17 protein-coding genes are annotated in these 17,451 nt (G+C 60.3%); 8 read left to right on the top strand and 9 right to left on the bottom strand.

Translation table 11 applies throughout. The features are described 5' to 3' along the window. Positions 1-204, top strand: coding sequence for a hypothetical protein (locus ACZCWR_RS06535; protein WP_487302896.1), 204 nt, complete (start codon positions 1-3; stop codon positions 202-204). Here the strand turns inward: ACZCWR_RS06535 and ACZCWR_RS06530 are convergent. Further along, entirely contained in the window at positions 149-1,228 is a 1,080-nt protein-coding gene (locus ACZCWR_RS06530) for a zinc-binding dehydrogenase (protein WP_487302895.1), read from the bottom strand. The two genes, ACZCWR_RS06535 and ACZCWR_RS06530, sit on opposite strands and share 56 nt — an antisense overlap. Before the next feature lie 114 nt (positions 1,229-1,342). Between ACZCWR_RS06530 and ACZCWR_RS06525 the strand changes: the two genes are divergently transcribed. After that, positions 1,343-2,116: a helix-turn-helix transcriptional regulator gene (locus tag ACZCWR_RS06525; RefSeq protein WP_487302894.1), complete on the top strand. Its 774-nt coding sequence runs from the start codon at positions 1,343-1,345 to the stop codon at positions 2,114-2,116. A gap of 289 nt (positions 2,117-2,405) precedes the next feature. Here the strand turns inward: ACZCWR_RS06525 and ACZCWR_RS06520 are convergent, their stop codons facing one another. Further along, complete coding sequence (locus tag ACZCWR_RS06520) at positions 2,406-3,314, bottom strand: LysR family transcriptional regulator (RefSeq protein WP_487302893.1); 909 nt, start codon at positions 3,312-3,314, stop codon at positions 2,406-2,408. 147 nt (positions 3,315-3,461) lie between these two features. Here ACZCWR_RS06520 and ACZCWR_RS06515 point away from each other — a divergent pair, with 147 nt between their 5' ends. After that, positions 3,462-4,214 (top strand): SDR family oxidoreductase, encoded by a 753-nt coding sequence (locus tag ACZCWR_RS06515; RefSeq protein ID WP_487302892.1) that lies wholly within the window; start codon positions 3,462-3,464, stop codon positions 4,212-4,214. Positions 4,215-4,245: 31 nt separating this feature from the next. Here ACZCWR_RS06515 and ACZCWR_RS06510 read toward each other — a convergent pair whose 3' ends face one another. Beyond that, positions 4,246-4,401 (bottom strand): hypothetical protein, encoded by a 156-nt coding sequence (locus ACZCWR_RS06510; RefSeq protein WP_487302891.1) that lies wholly within the window; start codon positions 4,399-4,401, stop codon positions 4,246-4,248. Between the two features lie 1,175 nt (positions 4,402-5,576). Here ACZCWR_RS06510 and ACZCWR_RS06505 point away from each other — a divergent pair. From ACZCWR_RS06505 to ACZCWR_RS06490, 4 genes are all read left to right on the top strand, one after another. Further along, positions 5,577-6,338, top strand: a complete 762-nt coding sequence (locus ACZCWR_RS06505) for a YoaK family protein (RefSeq protein ID WP_487302890.1) — start codon at positions 5,577-5,579, stop codon at positions 6,336-6,338. Positions 6,339-6,864: 526 nt separating this feature from the next. Next, positions 6,865-6,960 carry a thioredoxin domain-containing protein gene (locus tag ACZCWR_RS06500; protein WP_487302889.1) on the top strand — a complete coding sequence of 32 codons (96 nt, stop codon included), beginning with the start codon at positions 6,865-6,867 and terminating at the stop codon, positions 6,958-6,960. A gap of 288 nt (positions 6,961-7,248) precedes the next feature. Further along, complete coding sequence (locus ACZCWR_RS06495) at positions 7,249-7,452, top strand: glutathione binding-like protein (protein WP_487302888.1); 204 nt, start codon at positions 7,249-7,251, stop codon at positions 7,450-7,452. Positions 7,453-7,652: 200 nt separating this feature from the next. After that, on the top strand, positions 7,653-8,345 hold the full coding sequence (locus tag ACZCWR_RS06490) for an SDR family NAD(P)-dependent oxidoreductase (RefSeq protein ID WP_487302887.1): 693 nt from the start codon (positions 7,653-7,655) through the stop codon (positions 8,343-8,345). 758 nt (positions 8,346-9,103) lie between these two features. On the opposite strand, the gene ACZCWR_RS06485 is transcribed toward ACZCWR_RS06490, so the two are convergent. Then, positions 9,104-10,540: an MFS transporter gene (locus ACZCWR_RS06485; RefSeq protein ID WP_487302886.1), complete on the bottom strand. Its 1,437-nt coding sequence runs from the start codon at positions 10,538-10,540 to the stop codon at positions 9,104-9,106. 24 nt (positions 10,541-10,564) lie between these two features. Further along, complete coding sequence (locus ACZCWR_RS06480; protein WP_487302885.1) at positions 10,565-11,038, bottom strand: nuclear transport factor 2 family protein; 474 nt, start codon at positions 11,036-11,038, stop codon at positions 10,565-10,567. A 231-nt stretch (positions 11,039-11,269) separates the two neighbouring features. On the opposite strand from ACZCWR_RS06480, the gene ACZCWR_RS06475 reads away from it, so the two are divergent. Beyond that, complete coding sequence (locus ACZCWR_RS06475) at positions 11,270-11,896, top strand: TetR/AcrR family transcriptional regulator (RefSeq protein WP_487302884.1); 627 nt, start codon at positions 11,270-11,272, stop codon at positions 11,894-11,896. A gap of 124 nt (positions 11,897-12,020) precedes the next feature. Here the strand turns inward: ACZCWR_RS06475 and ACZCWR_RS06470 are convergent, their stop codons facing one another. From ACZCWR_RS06470 to ACZCWR_RS06455, 4 genes are read right to left on the bottom strand one after another with little or no spacing between them, the layout of a single operon-like run. Next, on the bottom strand, positions 12,021-12,509 hold the full coding sequence (locus ACZCWR_RS06470) for a (2Fe-2S)-binding protein (protein WP_487302883.1): 489 nt from the start codon (positions 12,507-12,509) through the stop codon (positions 12,021-12,023). Next, positions 12,506-13,366, bottom strand: coding sequence for an FAD binding domain-containing protein (locus ACZCWR_RS06465; RefSeq protein WP_487302882.1), 861 nt, complete (start codon positions 13,364-13,366; stop codon positions 12,506-12,508). Before ACZCWR_RS06465 ends, ACZCWR_RS06470 begins: the two co-directional genes overlap by 4 nt. Then, positions 13,363-15,804 carry a xanthine dehydrogenase family protein molybdopterin-binding subunit gene (locus tag ACZCWR_RS06460; protein WP_487302881.1) on the bottom strand — a complete coding sequence of 814 codons (2,442 nt, stop codon included), beginning with the start codon at positions 15,802-15,804 and terminating at the stop codon, positions 13,363-13,365. The genes ACZCWR_RS06465 and ACZCWR_RS06460 overlap by 4 nt, the downstream gene beginning before the upstream one ends. Then, the gene (locus tag ACZCWR_RS06455; RefSeq protein ID WP_487302880.1) at positions 15,801-17,108 is read right to left on the bottom strand and encodes an MFS transporter; all 1,308 of its coding nucleotides are present in this window, start codon (positions 17,106-17,108) and stop codon (positions 15,801-15,803) included. The genes ACZCWR_RS06460 and ACZCWR_RS06455 overlap by 4 nt, the downstream gene beginning before the upstream one ends. Positions 17,109-17,451 lie beyond the last annotated feature (343 nt).

Genomic DNA, 17,451 nt, shown 5'->3' with positions numbered 1-17,451 from the left:
ATGAACACCACCACGGCGAACATGATCGAAGTGAAGGGCCTGCGCGTGGTCGCGGGCAGCGCGCCCGATCCGGTGATCGAGAGGGCGCGGTGTTGTCCGAAGAGCCGGCGCGCAGGCATCGCTGACCGAAGCGCTGGAATAGAAGGATTTATGGATGGACTACCGTCATCCGAAATGGGCCGCCATTCGCTGAAGCATGACTGACGGCCTCGTTCACGTCGTCGAGTTTGAAGGAGGTTACGTCGAAGTGACCGAGGTCGAGCAGACCGCCACGAATCAGGCCCGTCATAAGCGTGATCGCTTCCGGCGAATACATCCATTTGCCCCGCACGGTGATGTCGTTGCGCATAATCCACGGATAGGGCAAATCAAGACCGTCGCCGCCGAGCATGCCGACACCGCCCATTAACACAACACGCCCGTAAGGCCGCACCGTCATCACTGCCGCTCGCACTGTTTTCGTGGTCGCAGATGGCGGCAGCAAGTCCATTACGCAGTCGATAGGGGCTCCGGCAGCCGCACGCATCCGTTCCCGATCGTCGTCCTCGTTGCCAGTCAGCTTCACTGTACAGATGCGTTCGCCGAAGCGCCGTTGCAGATCCGCGAGCACGTGTTCATTGCGGCCCGGCGCGACCACGCAGCGCACACCCATTGCGAGGGCAACCGCTACGCACGCGCTGCCGAAGTTGCCGGTTGCTCCGCTCACAAGCAATGTCTCGCCCGCCTGCAGATTCGACGCAAGCAGCCCGCCGTAAGGGACCAGCAGTGTGTTAAGCGCACACCATTTCGCCGCGTCGGCGGGATCAATTCCACCGATGCGAATGGCGTTCTCAGTTGGCACGCGCATTTGTGCGGCGAATGGACCGTGGCGGAAATGGCGCGCGAGTCGCAGGCCGCCGTCGCCGCGTGCACTCCAGCCCTGCAATGTGATGTCGGGCGTGAGCGCGTCGTCGCGTGAACGAACGGTCGGGTTGCAAAAAACCCAGTCGCCTATTTTGAGATGCGTGGCGTCGGGCCCGAACTCACGCACGCGCCCGATTGCCCCGCAGCCAGGCACGATCGGCAACTCGATCGCGTAGTGGCGCTCGCCGCTGAAAACTTCTCGCGCATACGACAGTACCGGCGCGGCAACGACGTCCACAATCACTTCGCCGGTGCCTAAAGAAGGATCTGCTACGTCTTCAACCGCAAGCGGCTCGCCGAGTGTCTTCAGAATTGCTGCTTTCATACGAGTCTCCTTGAATGGTAATCAGACAAGACCATTCTGGCAGGCATAGAATCGGTAACAAGGCCTAGTACTATCCTGGGATTAATGCGTACCTGCTTTCGAAGGTTGACGGTCATGACAACAGCGAGCCGAAAGGAATTTGGCGATTTTCTGCGCTCACGGCGCGAAAAGCTCAATCCCGAATCGGTGGGACTCAATAACGGGCGGCGACGTCGCACGCCTGGTTTGCGCCGCGAGGAAGTCGCGGAACTCGCGGGCATCGGCGTGGACTGGTATGTGCGGCTTGAGCAGGGCCGCACGGTGAGTCCGTCCGAAACCACGCTTCAGGCGCTGGCTCGCGCGCTGCGGCTCGGCAAAGCCGAGGCAGCGCATCTGCGCGCACTGGCGCGCGGCGGCGATCGGCAGCCGTTCGTTTGCGAAAGCGTGCCGGGACCGATCGCAAATCTGATCGCGACACTCGAGCTTCCCGCGTATGTCACGGGCAAGCGTTGGGATCTCTTGGCCTGGAACGCAGCAGCGGCCGATCTTCTCGGCTTCGACCGTCTTGACGAAGCGGACTGCAACATTTTGGTGTTCATGTTTATCGACCCGAACTCGCGCCGGCTCTTCGGCGCGACCTGGACCAGCGAGGCGCGTCGCATGATCGCGTTGTTCCGCGCAACGCACGATCTTTATGCTGACGATCCGGCCTTTGTCGAACTGGTCGACCGACTGCGCGCGCACAGCACCGAGTTTGCGAAATGGTGGAACGCGCACGATGTTCGTGGAGGCGCGTCCGGGCAGAAGGTGCTGACCCATCCGGCGCGCGGCGCGCAACGCTACGACTACGCGACGTTTCAGGCGAACGACGATCCTGCGTTGAAACTCGCGATCTACACGCCCGCATGAATCGAACTCCCTACGCGCGGCGCGTCAGCACGGCGAGGCAAGCCAAGCCGGCTATCCGATAAGCTCAAGCCACTGACGATAAGCGGACGAAGCATTGCCTCGCATGTGCTCCATCGCAAGGCACTCGTAGACGATTAGTGGTCGGAAGCCGGGCGTCCGTTCATCGCCGCCCACTGCTTGACAGCGATCGGCGGCATGCGACCCTGAGCCGCCGCTCGCACACGTATCTCGAAGGGCCGCTTCCCCGGCCGAAGGGGACATCGAGATGCTGACCACAAAAGAGTCCTGGCTATTGCAAACGCTCCGCTTGACGCACGTTAAGCGCGGGAAAGCCGGAAAACGCATGGGCAATGAAGTCCATGAATGCGATGGCCCGCTTCGGGAGCAGGCGGTTCGCCACATAAAGAATTTGAATCGGCACCGGCGCCGGGGCATAGTCGCTCAATACCATCACAAGGTTGCCACTTTTCAGTCCGGCGTCGAATAGCCATCGCGGTCCATGCGCGATGCCGATGCTCGAGTCCACGGCCTCCTGGACCGCTTGTGGAGAATTGACGCGAAGCCGCCCGGATACCGACACCTGGCTACCGCGAAAATGCCACGTGTTCCCAGAAGCGAGCAACGTATAGACGATGCAATTATGCTCGCTCAGATCGTGGGGCACTTGCGGCGTGCCGCGTCTGGCGAGATAGCCACGGCTTGCGACACAGACACGCTCGAACAGGCCAATGCGCCGCGCACGCAAGGCGCTATCTTCGAGATGTCCAATGCGGATTGCGAGTTCGGCACCCTCGTCAATCAGATTGACATACCCATCTCCGATTTGCAGATCGAGCTCCAACTCAGGATAACGCGCGAGAAAATCGGGAATCGCCGGCATGACAAAGGTGTGCGCCAACGCGCTCGGGCAGGCGACCCGCAGCAGACCCGACGGTGCGACCTGATCGCGAAACGAAGAATCGGCTTCTTCGACCGCATCGAGAATGCGCCTGACTTCTGCGTAGTAGCGCTCGCCCTCCGGCGTGAGCGATAGCCTGCGCGTGGACCGATGCAGCAACCGGGCTTGCAGATGTTCTTCCAGCGCGGCAACGTACCGGCTCACATTCGGCTGGCCGAGCCCCAAGTCACGTCCAGCAGCCGAAAAGCTCCCGGTTTCGACCGCGCGGGCAAAGCAGTTCATCAGCAGAAACCGATCCATTTCCAACTTCCACTCATGCTTACCGAGCATGAAATATATACGAATTCACTGTCTTATCGCCATGTCGGCATGAGTTCATTCTTTGAAAAGTAGCAGGCGGGCGGCATTTCCGTCTGTTTGCACTGCCACCCTTAAAGGAGAATGTCCATGTCACGTTTGCAAGGAAAGCGTACGCTCATCACCGGCGGCACCAGCGGTATCGGTCTTGAGACAGCCAGACAATTTCTTGCCGAAGGCGCGCGCGTAGTGGTGACCGGCAACGATCCCGAGCGCGTCGCCCACGCACAGGTCGAACTCGGCAAAGAGGTACTCGTGTTGCGCGCGGATTCGGCGAGCGTAGGCGAACAGCGACACCTCGCGCAGTCCGTCGCCGATCATTACGGAGAGCTCGACGCCGCGTTTCTCAACGCGGGCGTGTCCGTCTGGATGCCGATCGAGCAATGGACGGAACAGATGTTCGACCGTTCGTTCGACATCAACGTCAAAGGACCGTACTTTTTGATTCAGACATTGCTGCCCGTATTCGCGAATCCGGCTTCGATTGTGCTCAACACATCGATCAACGCGCACGTGGGCGCAGCGCACTCGTCGGTCTACGCAGCGACCAAGGCGGCGTTCCTGAACCTGTCGAAGACGCTGTCGGGCGAGCTACTCGAGCGTGGCATCCGCGTCAACGCGGTCAGCCCGGGGCCGATCGACACGCCGCTTTACGACAAACTCGGTATTCCCGACGCATATCGCGAGCAGGTCAACAAGGACATTGTCGCGACCATTCCGTATGGCCGCTTCGGGACGCCGGAAGAGGTCGCGAAAGCCGTGATGTATCTTGCGTCGGATGAGTCGAAGTGGACTGCCGGCTCTGAAATCATCGTCGACGGCGGCCGCACGCTGAACCGCTGACGGCGCCGGTTCTGCATCAGGCCGGTTGCCGCTAACGGCTCACATCGATGAACGCGCGCAGCTCGGGCTCCAACTGTGCGCGCGATGGAAAGTGGAGATGCATGCCCGCAGTCGTCTGGTAGCCCGACAACAGCCTGAGAGAGTTGTCGATATCCGCGACAGTGCGACGCAAGCGCACGAAGAGCACGGGAACGCTCGGAGCGCCTCATGGAAGGTGTGAGAACGGCAGCCTCAATCCGTCGGTGTCCACTTGCTCATCTGCAACAGTTGTTTGCAAATTCGCGGTGTATGACGGCTTGTGGCCGGTCTGAGACAGGACCTCCGCAAAATTAGCTCGCCGCAAGCCGGCGATGAAGTAAGCGCGCGCGGGAGCTCGGCTATCTAAATCACACGACGACCTCAATCGACGGCTCGTGCTCAATTCTGTTTCCAGACATATTCTTTCCTCCACCGAAAATGTTATATCGATCGGTAGGCGACATGCCGAACTCTGTCAGGGTCGACGAGTACCATTAGCCGTCGTCGTTTGTAGTTGACGCAAGACGCAAGAAATTCCTTTCCAAACCATCAGGTGCGTCATGCTCCATGAGTTTGTGCGCGCAACGTTAGTGCACCTGGAGGCAGGCCTCGGCTCGGTTGTCGATGCCCACGCACAATTGAGCAAGAAGGTGTGGTTGGTCGAAGTACCAAAGCCTGAAGTTAGTGGCGAGAAAGTGGCGAAGTGCACCCCGCAAACCCGCGTCGTTACTGAGTTTGCACATTCCTGTGGGTCATCCGTGCAGAATCTCGCCGAAAAGATTTAGGACATGCCGCGTCGTCGCCAAAATGAGCGCGTACACCGTCATGGAGACGTTAGCCCATCGCCAATAGCGGCAGTTTCCCAATGCACCGTGCATAGACGGTCGAGTTGTACGATGAGACACTGGGACCTTAGGGGGAGGGGGTATCTGAGACCTGGCAGCTTTTTGACCCGGACACAGAGCGTTCTCTCACGCGCAGAAAAAATCCCCCTTTAACAAAAAAATGTTAAAGCCTTTAACATGGCCCTAATTAACTAAACACCTTTACTGGCGGGGCTTTTAGGCACTTCGGCACATGTTAAAGCGATGTTAAAACATGTTAAAGATGTTAAAGCTCAGCGTCGCTTCTCCGATGTCGCCAGCAGTTCAAATTGTTAGTTTCTCGAGTACAAAATCGGCGGAACTGAAAGTTCCGTCAGTAATTATTACAGCCACCCGCCCTCTTCCGCCATCATTGGGCGTGGCATCGTCAATGTGTGCGGTATGAGAGAGCGTCCTGCCACGGAGATACGTGTTAGCACGTGCTAATTTATCGCATCATGCTTAAAGAGCAGAGAGCCTTATGCCAATCGCTCTACTTCGTGACCTTACTTCGCCCGACCGAACCGACCGGGGCAATCGGCGGCTTGGTTGTACCCTATGCTTTGTTGCCGGTGCGGCGAATGCGGGTGGCTTCCTAGCCGTTGGACAGTACACGTCTCATATGTCTGGTCTAGTGTCTTCAATCTCCGACAACGCCGTGCTAGGGCAAACGACGCTCGTCCTTTCAGCTGGGTGCGCTGTGACGGCCTTTATCTTGGGCGCGGCGACATCGGCGATCCTTATTAACTGGGGACGCCACCGCCTGGCACGGAGCATTTACGCGACGCCGCTGCTGCTCGAGGCCGCGCTTCTCTTAATTTTTGGGCTGCTGGGGTCGCATCTTGTGACGCACAGGCTGCTGGACACTCCGCTCACCGTGGCGCTCCTCTGTTACGTCATGGGACTGCAAAACGCGATGATTACGAAAATCTCGAAAGCAGAAATCCGTACGACGCACGTGACCGGACTCATCACCGATATCGGCATAGAGATAGGAAAAGGGTTGTATTGGAATCGAGGCAGTTCCTCCGATGGATCGGGCTATGTTCGTGCCAATCGCGCACGCCTTTCCTTGCTGGGTTCTTTACTGGCCATGTTTGTGCTGGGAGGCTTCGCTGGCGCGATCAGTTTCTCGCATATCGGCTTCCTCGCGACGCTTCCTCTAGCAAGCGTGCTCTTGATGCTTACACTGGTTCCACTCTTCGACGACATCAGCGCGATCCGGCGGCGCGCTCGTTCCTAGTGTCCAATCTGTACGGACATCCTAGGACCCGCGCCGGTCGAGGTACGCACGAACACGCTCTATCAGACTATCTGAATGCCCTGGCTTACGCGTCCTCGCACGTACATTCGGCGGCCCGGTTTCGACAAGGCAAAGCTTCTAGCCACTTGATCGGTGCAGGTCGGTCGTCCCGCGTCGTCGGCAAGCCATGAGTTCGACTCGCCTTCGCGAGCTGCTCGCATCGTCACTGACATCGCTTTTATTGCTCTATACCAGTAAGTGCGATACTGATGAAGGGTCGATCTGCAACGCGCGGTGTGCTTGCATCAAGCTGAGCTTGAGGCAATGTCCACTCCAGTGGGTCGATGTTTGTAACGACGCCAAAGTCGGGGAATCTTTGCGCAGAGGACGATTACCGGATTGACGACAGCGATTTCTCCGGCATCAGAGTGGTGCTCTAACGGCAGGCCAGCGCCGCGACGATCCCGCTAATCGGCCAACTCTCGAATTTTTGATTTGGCGGCGGAAAAAAAGTTGACGGAAAGGGGTGCGGATTGCACTCGAAGAACTCGGACTCGACTACACGCTGCACGCCATCAACGTTCGAAAGGGCGAGCAGAAGAGCGATGCGTTTCTCGCCTGAATGCCAACGGAAAAGTGCCTGTTCTGACCGCCGAAGACCGCGATTTCGTGCTGACCGAGTCTGCGGCCATTCTCGTTTACTTCGCCGAAAAGCACGGCAAGCTTCTCTCGCAGGACTCTGTACGCCGGGCGCGCACGTTTGAGCATCTGTTCGCGCACGCGTCTGGACTGAGCCCGGCCTTCGGACAGGCAGGTTACTTTCTCAAATTTGCACCGGAAGCGATGTCCCAGGCCATCGAGCGCTTCTCCGGCGAGGCGAATCGTCAACTGAAACTACTCGACACTATTCTTGCCGAACGGCCCCTTCGTCGCGGGCGAAGAATACTCCATCGCGGATATCGCGCACTTCGGATGGATATGGCGACGAGCCTTCCCAGACGTGACACTGGACATGACGCCGCATGTGCAACGCTGGTACGACGAGATGCTTGCACGGGCGGCAGTAACGAAGGCGATCGGCAAGCTCGAACTGCTTGTGAGAGAGAACGGTTGAACGGATGCGCGCCCGCGAGGCTTCGCAGCTTCAAGAGGCGCAATCATTACTCGGCGGCATATATCTTATGACTCTCGGGCGATTGCACGCGCTGGTAGGTGTACAACATACTTTCTGACAGCTACCCGAAGGGCCGTAGCGATAGCTTTAGGTTTTAGAAATGGTTATCTCAACATCCTTAATTAAGGAGGAGTCGATATATGACAAGCTCTAACAAAGTCTTGATCTTTGGTGCATCGCGTGGTCTAGGCTTCGCGCTCGCCCAAGAATGGCTTTCGCGAGACTGGAACGTCGTCGCTACGGTACGAAGTGGCAATACGCCGCTGCAACGCTTAGAAGACGCGTTTCCGGGGAAGATACATATCGAGCAGATAGACGTCACCGATGGCTCTGATATTGAAGCCCTCGCGAGCCGTCTGCCTGATCACGAATTTGATGTCCTGTATGTCAATGCCGGTGTCGCCCTTGGTCCAGAGGATCGAGCAGACGAAGTTACGACCGAGGACTTCAGCCGTTTGATGGTGACAAACGCTTTGAGTCCGATCCGCATCATTGAGCGGCTGTACGACAAGGTGAAAGAACAAGGAACGATAGCAATTATGTCCTCAAGCCTTGGTAGCGTGACACTGAACGAAAGCGGTGGATGGGAAGTCTATCGCGCCAGCAAGGCGGCTTTGAATATGCTAATGCGCTCCTTTGCCGCGCGCCACGCGAGCGCTTTACAAAGCCTCGCGCTGGTCGATCCTGGATGGGTTCGGACGGAAATGGGCGGTGCCGATGCGACCTTGAGCATTGAGGAAAGCATCCCCGGAATAGTGAATCAAATAGCCGCGTCATCGGGCAAGGCAGGCCTGCGTTACTACAACTACCGTGGCGAGACGCTTCCGTGGTAGTCCGTTTGCTGAGAAGTTGTCGGTTGCTGACCTATTACGCCAGATTAACGATAGGTGATGACCTAGACAAGCGCGCACTTGCCACCATCCGCGCTTTCCTCATTAAGCCGATCTGCGTATGCTCCGGAGCAAAGGCCAAGGCGCGTAATGGGTTCTGCAGACCTTCTCGGGTAAAGGCTGGCCACCGCGACATCCTAGACTCCAGTCGCGTCTGTCACCGCCTTTTCGATAATGGCTTGTCGGCACGATCGCGGGCGAGCACAGATAACCCCTGGAATAAGCAAGCGGAGCCGGATGGACAGCGCTGGATCCATGGCACGACAAAGTTCGCCACTCTGCTCTAGCCCGCCCTATGCAGGCGCGCAAGCATGCATAGGGCGACGTCGCGCCGCACGGCGCAGTTAGGTGACGGCTTCGCTGACGACGAAACCTGTCCTGTCAACGCCCCGCGCGACCATATTCCCTTCGGGTTGTCGCGCTCGATTTGCGTTCCCGCTGACCGGAGCAGCGCCAGGCGCACCTTCCTGTGGCGGAGGAGACGTGCCATGAAGGCTACATTTCCACGAACCGTCGAGCGACCGCCATCAGCAGGAAAGGAGCCATTCGAATGCCGACTTCGCAAGGGAATCGACCGGCCGAGAATGGCCGACCAGCTCCTGTCACAAACCCCAGCCTCGAGCGTGTTGTCGCTTGACCAAGGTGGATTGCCCTGCATGCCGCGGTGAATTTCTGCTTGCCGCGAGTCACGAAGGCTGAACTCAACGAGGCGCGGTCCTTGCAGCGGCATGAATACTCGATCTCGAAGCGACGATAGACAGGACAGCGGAAGCGATCAGACTGCCTCCAACGCATATCATTGCTACAACCAGTGCTCTGGCGAATGTAACCGGATCTGGCGAAGTCCCTGCGACACTGAAAAAAACGCCGCCGATAACCGCGACACCCAGCGCTGCGCTGATCTGCAACGCCGAATTCGTGATGCCCGCGATCATCCCGGAACCGGTCGCCGGTGCGCGATTGATGACCGAGCGCACCAGCGTCGGCAGCGCCCAGCCCTGACCGAATCCTAAAAGTGCTACCGCCCCGATCAGGGGAAACTGAGCCGGCATCTGTCCGGGCGCGTCGGCCACGAGAGCGGCTAGAAGTGTGCAGCCGGCGACCTCGAGCATCATGCCAATGGCGGGGACGCGCTCGCCGAAGAAACGAATAGCCAGCGGTGTCGTCAATGGCCCGATAAAGGCGCCGATGCCGAATGGCAAGAAAACCAGCCCTGTCTCTAATGGGCTCATGCCAAGCGCCGCCTGAAGGTAGACGGAAAACGTCAGGAAGAAAGCCGAGACGACGTAGAAGAAGAGGACGCCCGTAAGCCCGCTCAACAGGCCAGGCCTACGGATCAGCTCAACGCTGATCAGGGGCACGCCGCCTCGGCGGGCGTAGGCCATCTCATATCGGCAGAAGCCTAAGCCAGCGACAGGGCACGCAATGAGCATCGCGCAGGCCCACCACGGCCAATCCAATTCCCGCCCTTCGACCAGGGGCACGATGAGCAAGCCCAGCGTGAGCGCGCAGAGCAGCACCCCGATCCGGTCGATGGGTGCCGGGCTGTCACCGCGGACGTCGGGTAGCAACGGCAGCCCGAAAATTAGAACGGCAGCGACGACGGGCAAGTTGATGAGAAAGATGACTCGCCACGCCAAGTGAAAAAGGTCCGCAGAGATCAAAGCACCCCCGAGCGCCTGCGCGGCTACGGCGGCCAGTCCTACCGCGGCGCCGTAGAGGCCTAAGGCGCGCGCGCGCTCTTTCTCGGGAAACAGGGCGTGGATCGAGGCCAGTCCTTGCGGTGCCATGGCGGCGGCACTCAGGCCCTGCAGCACACGCCCGAGGATCAACATGACGGGTGACGATGCGAGGCCGCAGATCACCGATGTCAGTCCGAAGCCCGTGACGCCGATCAGGAAAATCTTCCGCCGACCGAAGAGATCGCCTAGCCGTCCTCCTGTGATAAGGAAGACTGCGTAGGCCGCGGCGTATCCGGAAATGACGAGTTGCAGTTCTGCACCGCTCGTGTGGAGGGTGCTCTGGATGGATGGCAAGGCGACGTTCACGATGAAGAAGTCTAGCGGAGGCAGAAATGCTCCCACCAGCAACACCGCGAACGCCGACCATCGATGCGTGGAAGAGGTTGTCGTGTGCATGAGTTCAAGCGGCCACGGGCCGCGTCAGGCCGGGCGGTCGAAGCGTTCTGTTCCCGTGATGGGGTGCCAGTTCTGAAGCGGCGTCGCGTAGTGCATGGTGAAGACGCGCTCCAGAAATGCCCAGCGGCCTTCACGTCGCTGATAGACGTCGCGGTATTGGCCGCTCACTTGAAGCGTACCCTCATCGATGTCATAAAAAAGACAGTTCGCTGCTACCAGGCCATGGCCGTTGTCACCGTCCACCGTGATCAGGGCATTCGCCATCCAATGATGCATGTGGGGCATGCGCTTCATGTTGATGCGTGCTTGCGCCAGGATGGCCTCCAGGCCATCGGAGTTGCCGTTCGCGCCCAGGAGCAGTCGCGAATCGGGATGCCAGAGCGTGGCGAGCAGCTCGACGTTCATGCTGTCGAACGCCTCGGCGTAGTTGGCGATCAGCGCATCGATAGCAGAGCGGCTTTCGATGGCGTCAAGGCGGGCTTCGATTTCTTTGGACATTGTTTTCCGTACCGAATGATACATAAATAGAGTCAAAAAAAACGGGGTTCGTATGGTGACCCCGCACTGTTTCCGATTTAAATACCGAACGGTACAAATATAAGGGAGCGCACAACGCCGTGTCAACCGCCCAGCTTGAACATACGTTGCCATGCAAGAGAGGTCGTGGCCGCGATTTGCTCGAAGATTGTGTATCGACTAGTATGTATATTTTGATGAGCGGAGAAGTTCATGAATCAGCGGGGCCGGCCGCGCACGTTCGACCGCGATGCCGCGATCATTTCGGCGATGCATCTGTTCTGGGAACATGGCTATGAATCGACATCTTTGTCGCAGCTGAAGGCGGCGATCGGCGGGGGCATTTCCGCGCCTAGCTTCTATGCGGCCTTCGAGTCCAAAGAGGCGCTGTACAAGGAGGCGCTGGAGCGATACATGGAGATTTACGGCAAGGTGACCCGTAGTCTCCATGACATGTCGCTTCCGCCACGGGAGGGCGTGTTCCTGGCGCTGCTCCGGTCGGCAAAAATGCAGACCGAGAGCGGCCACCCGAAAGGCTGCATGGTCGCGCTGGGCATCGTTGGCGTCAGCTCCACAGGCAGCGAAGCCGTCACCCAATTGCTTCGTGAGGTACGCAGTCGCACGCGCGCAGGCTTTCGCGCCTGCGTAGCACGGGGCATCAAGAGCGGAGAGCTGCGCAGCAGCACGGATCCGGCGGCGCTGTCCATCGCGTTCGACTGCTTTTTCCAGGGCTTGTCCGTGCTCGCCCGCGATCGCGTCCGGCATGCCGTCATCGAAAAAGCCGTGACTGACGCGATGGGGATCTGGGATGCCGCGGTGGACCAACCGATGCCTGAATGAGATCTGCAAAACGCAGTCTGAGGTCGCCTGAGCGGCGAACATCGAGCCCATGAAGCGGTTCAGCTTAGGATTGAACCAGTCGACCAGCAAGACGCGCAAGCGCAAGTTCCTTGACGAGATGGAATCATTCTTCATCGCTTTGTCCAAACGGGCAGCCGCCAAGTGCCGCGCGATGGATTGCATTGACGATACTCTCGTAGCCAGTGCATCGACACAAGTTGCCGCTGATGGCGCGCCGTATTTCTTCGTGACTCGGCAACGGATTCTGCTTCAACAGATCCGCGGCCGCGACGATCATGCCGCTCGTGCAAAAGCCGCACTGGAATCCGTTTTCTGCGATAAACGCCTCTTTCAGCGTCTCGATTCCCTCGATGCCTTCGATCGTCCGCACATCGTTGCCCGAAATCGACGCCGCCAGAACGAGGCATGCCTTTCGTACCTTGCCATCGATCAGCACCGTGCATGCCCCGCAATCGCCGGTCAGACAGCCGACGCGGGTCCCTTTTGCATCCAGCGCATCACGGATCGCCTCGACGAGCAACAGCCGCGAGTCTACGTCCGCGAAATGCGGCTCGCCATTGAGCGTGAGTTGCACCTGAATCGTTTCCTTCATTCTTTCGCTCCCGCGAGTAGCGTGCGCAAATGCCGCCTCACGACCCCCGGCACGATGGCACGTCGGTAAGCGCCATCCGCTAGTTCATCGTTCCAGCCTTCGCCGACGAGATCGAGCGCCCTGCTCGCGGCCTCCTCGATGAGCGCATCGGGCGCGAGCAACGATCTCTCGTCGATCATGAAGCAGCGATACGCCGGTCGGCGCCCTGCTGCACCAACCGCGAGCCGCACGCTCGCCTCTGCGCCACGATGCAACGAGCACGCGACGGTCACGATCGGCCACGAGCTCGCGCTCGCCTTGTACTTCTGGTACTGGCAGGCGATGAGGGTCGCATCGCGCGAGACGAGAATGCCGGTGAGGAATTCGTCCGCGCGTCGCACGGTGCGAAACGCGTCGGCGAAAAAATCATGCGCCGGTATGCAACGCTTTCCTTGGGACGAGCGCAACTCGAACACCGCCTCCATCGCCGTGAGACAGCCCGGCGCGTCGGACGAAGGATTCGCAAAGCTCGCGGCTCCGCCAAGCGTTCCCTGGTTCAGGATCGATGCGCCGCCCGTGACTTGAGCGGCCATCTTGGCGAGCAGCGGCGCGTGGCTGGCTACGATCGGCGAGGCGAGCAGCTGCGCGTAGGTCGTCATCGAGCCGATACGCAGGTGCGTGCCGTCCAGCTCGATCGAATCCAGACCGAGCGCGCTCAACCCGATGAGATGCGCGGGCCGCACGAGATTCGCCGACATCGACGGCACCAGCATCGTGCCGCCGCCCAGCACGGACGCGTCCTCGCCGAAGCGAGCCAGCAAGTCCGCTGCTTCGTCGAGTTCCTTGGGCTGGAGAAAATTGAACCGATGCCCGATCACGCGAATCGCTCCTGGAGGGACGCAATTACGCGTGCAGGCGTAGCCGGCACATGCGCGAGGCACGCATCGTCACCCAGCGCGTTCGCCACGGCGTTGCTGACGGCCGCGAGGGCGCCACCGAGCCCCGATTCGCCCGCGCCCTTCATCCCGAGCGGATGAAAAGGATTGAGCGTCACGCGATGCCCGACGCGGATCGGCGGAAGATCGTTTGCACGCGGTAGCAGGTAGCTCTTGAAACGATCGGTGATCATGCGATTGTGCTCGTCCATCTTGATCAGTTCCCACAGCGCCACGCCGATGCCCATCACGATCGCACCTTTGAGCTGCCCTTCCACGAGCGCTGGGTTGATCATCGCGCCGCAGTCGTGCACCACGGCATAGTCGAGGAGCTTGCTGTTGCCGGTGACCATGTCGAGTTCGAGCGCGACGGCATGCACGGAATACGAGAACGTCGGGTAAGTGGCGATGCGGCCTTGCGCATCCGGCTCCACGCGTACGTTCTTCGGCGCAAAGCTGCGCGTCACTTCGAGCGGAAGGGTCACGCCCGCAGCCACGGTGAACGGACGCAAGTGAGCGCCGAGTGCCAGTTCCGCCACGGCGATTTGCGCGCCATCCGACTGGCGGCGCGCATGCCCGTCGCGCAATACGATGTCGTCGGCCGTTCCTCCGAGCATGTTGACGGCGCACTGCGCAAGCCGGTCACGCAGTTCCCGCGCGGCGAGGTACGCAGCCGTGCCGCCATACATGAGCGCACGGCTGCTGGCATTGCCCGTGCCGAGCGGCGTCACGTCGGTATCGCCTTCGATGATGCTCACCTGATCGGCGCGCAAGCCGAGTTCGCCCGCCACCATCTGCGCGATGCCGGTGTCGCTACCGCTGCCGGGGGACGTCACGCCGGTCAGCACCTGCACGTCGCCCGACGGCATCATGCGTACCGTGGATGTCTCGTAGCCGTTGGGAAAATTTCCTGGCCGCGCCCCGCCCTCCGGTGTCAGTTCGAACGCAATGCCGATCCCGATGCGACACTCCGAGTCGCGCGCGGCGTGTGCCCGTGCCTGCCATTGCGGGTAGTCGAACATCGTGAGCAACTGCTCGAGGCCGCCCGGATAGTCTCCGCTGTCCACGTTCAGGCCGGATGGCAGGAGGCGCGGCAAGGCTTCGCGCGCAACGAGGTTGCGCCGGCGCAGTTCGACCGGGTCCATGCCGGTACGTTGCGCGAGCAGATCGATCGCCCGTTCGAGCACGAGATTGCCGATCTCCTTGCCGTAACCACGTATGGCTTGCCACGGGGGCTGGTTGGTCATGGCGAGCGAACACTCGACGTCGCAATGCTCGATCGTATAGACGGTCGGAAACACCGCCGGCGTGACGAGCGCCATCGCCCAGCTATGACCGGCGCCGATGATCCCGACGTCGACCAGGATGCGATCGCGCCACGCGATTAGCCTGCCGTTCTCATCTGCGGCGATCTCGAAGCGGTGATGCTGTGACCGCGCGCCCGCGAGCAGCGTTTCGCGCCGTTCCTCGATCCATGCCACCGGCCGTTTCGTGAGCCGGCTGAAGAGCGCGACCAGCACTTCCTCCGGATGTCCCGCCATCTTGAGCCCGAACGTGCCGCCGATGCGCGGCGCGATCACGCGCACCTGCGACTCTTTCACGCGTAGTGCCGCAGCGATCAACCAGCGGCTCGTATGGGGATTCTGGAACGTGCCGGTGAGCGCGTAACGCTCGCCGCGCGCATCCCATTCGGCGATATAGCAGAGCGTTTCCATCGGCGCGCTCGTCGACGAGCCGATGGTCAGTTCACCTCGCGCGACGTGTGCCGCGCGCGCGAACGCGGCATCGGCGTCGCCCGAGCGAATGCGGTCGTGCACGAGCAGATTCGTGTCCCAGCCGGGCTGGACGATCCGCGCACCGTCGCGCAAGGCTTCATGCGCGCTGACGGTCGGCGTGTGCGCTTCGTAGTCGATGCGAATTTTCGCGAGCGCCGCTTGCGCGTCGTGAACCGATGTCGCCACGAGCGCCGCCACGGGTTGACCGAAGTACGTCGCCTCTTCGAGCGCGAGGCAGCGACTCTGCAGGGGACCGCGCGCGCCTTTCGCGGGCAGGTCCATCGCCGGCGGCATCGCATCGCTGAAGAGGGCCGCTTCCTCGCCCGTCAGGCCGGCGACGACGCCGGGCATCGCCAGCGCGTCGGACAAATCGATCGACACGATCCTCGCGCACGCGTGCGCGCTGCGCAGTATGGCGAGATGGAGGGCATCGCGAGGAATGAGATCGGCACTGTAGTCGACACGTCCCGATACGAAACGCGCGCCATCGAGCCGCGCCACGCTCTCGCCGAGCAGGCTCCCCGGCGATGCGTCCTTGAAGGTCTGTTCCATGTCTGCCGCGAGCGGGCCCGATTGCGCGGGCCTCGACGTTTGTTGGTTGATCATGCATTCGACTGACGGCCGGTGCGCATGCACAGCATCGCGCATGCACCCAGTGCCAGCAGCGTGGTCATCAGATAAAGCCCACTGCTCAGCGTGCCGCTCAATGTCTTGAGCCAGCCCATTGCGAACGGACTGGCGAAGCCGCCTAGCAGGCCGAGGCTGTTGACGAAGGCGATTGCGGCAGCAGCCACGGATGAGCCCGCAAAATAGTCCGATGCGAGCGACCACAGCAGCGGAAGCGTGACGAACACCGTGGTCGATGCGATCGACAGCAGCACAATGGTCGCAGTCAGATCATGCGCCATGAGCGGCAGCAGCGAAAGCGCAATCGCCCCTGCGAAGGCGGCCAGCGCGCCATGCCAACGACGCTCCACCAGCCGGTCCGAATTTCGGCAGATCAGCACCATGCCTACAGCCGCGATCCCGTAGGGAATCGCCGAGAGCCAGCCGATACGCTCCACGCTCGTCGCGCCCGCGCTCTTGAGCACCGTCGGCAACCAAAAACTCAGCGCATAAGTGCCGCAAATGAACGTGAAATACGCGAAGCTTATAAGGTACACCTTCGGATCGGCGATCACCTTCCGCAACTGCCCGGTATGCTCCGATTCCGCGTCGCTCCGTTCGGCACGCAATGCATGGCGCAAACCATCGCGCTCAGACTCGGTCAGCCACTTTGCACGCCCGATGTCGTCCGACAGCGTGAACCACGTCACGACGCCAAGCAGCACCGCAGGAGCCGCTTCGACGATGTAAAGCCACTGCCAGCCCGCGAGTCCTGCGACGCCGCCGAGCCGGGACATCGCCCAGCCCGACACCGGTCCGCCGATCGCCCCTGCGATCGGAAAGCCCGTCATGAAGAGCCCTAGAATCTGGCCGCGGCGATGACGCGGAAACCACTGGCTCAGGTAGTACACGACGCCCGGAAAGAAGCCGGCCTCGAACACGCCGAGCAGAAAACGCAGCCCGTAGAACGCCGTCGGACTCGATACCGTCGCCATCGCGCATCCAGTGATGCCCCAGAAAACCATGATGCGCGTAATGGTCTTGCGTGCGCCGATGCGCTGCAAGAGCAGATTGCTCGGCACCTCGAACAGAAAATAGCCGATGAAGAAAATGCCGGCGCCCAAACCGTACACCGCATCGCTGAAGCCGAGCGCGTCCTGCATCTGGAGCTTGGCGAAGCCGACATTGATGCGGTCTAGATACGCGACCACATAGCACACGATCAGCAGCGGCACGAGCCGCAGCGCGACCTTGACATACAGCGCACGATCCGCGTCGCCCGGGACCCTCGTTTCTGCAGGCATGTCTGCATGTAAAACGGCTTTTCTCGACATGATGGCCCTCTCAGTAAAGATGGACCAAACGGAATGCAAACGACGGATAGCGATTCATCAACTGTCTCCTGGTCCTGCCGGCACTCGATGTCGGCGGCGTGTGTTCTTGCCGGGGCGCGCCCAAAGGCGCTGGATCGTCCTGATCGATATTCAAAAAACTGATCGATCGAACAGTCAGCACAGTAGCGGACGAGTCAACGCTGAGTCAACGATGTTTTTCGTCCGGCATTTCCCTTGTTGACTGATCGATCAGTCAGGGATAGGATTGCCGCCTGAAGAGCCTGTTCGAATATCGCCAGCGACAAGCCCGGCA

It is taken from the genome of Caballeronia sp. A2-2 (assembly GCF_057612605.2).
This window is presented reverse-complemented; position numbering and strand designations above follow the sequence as displayed.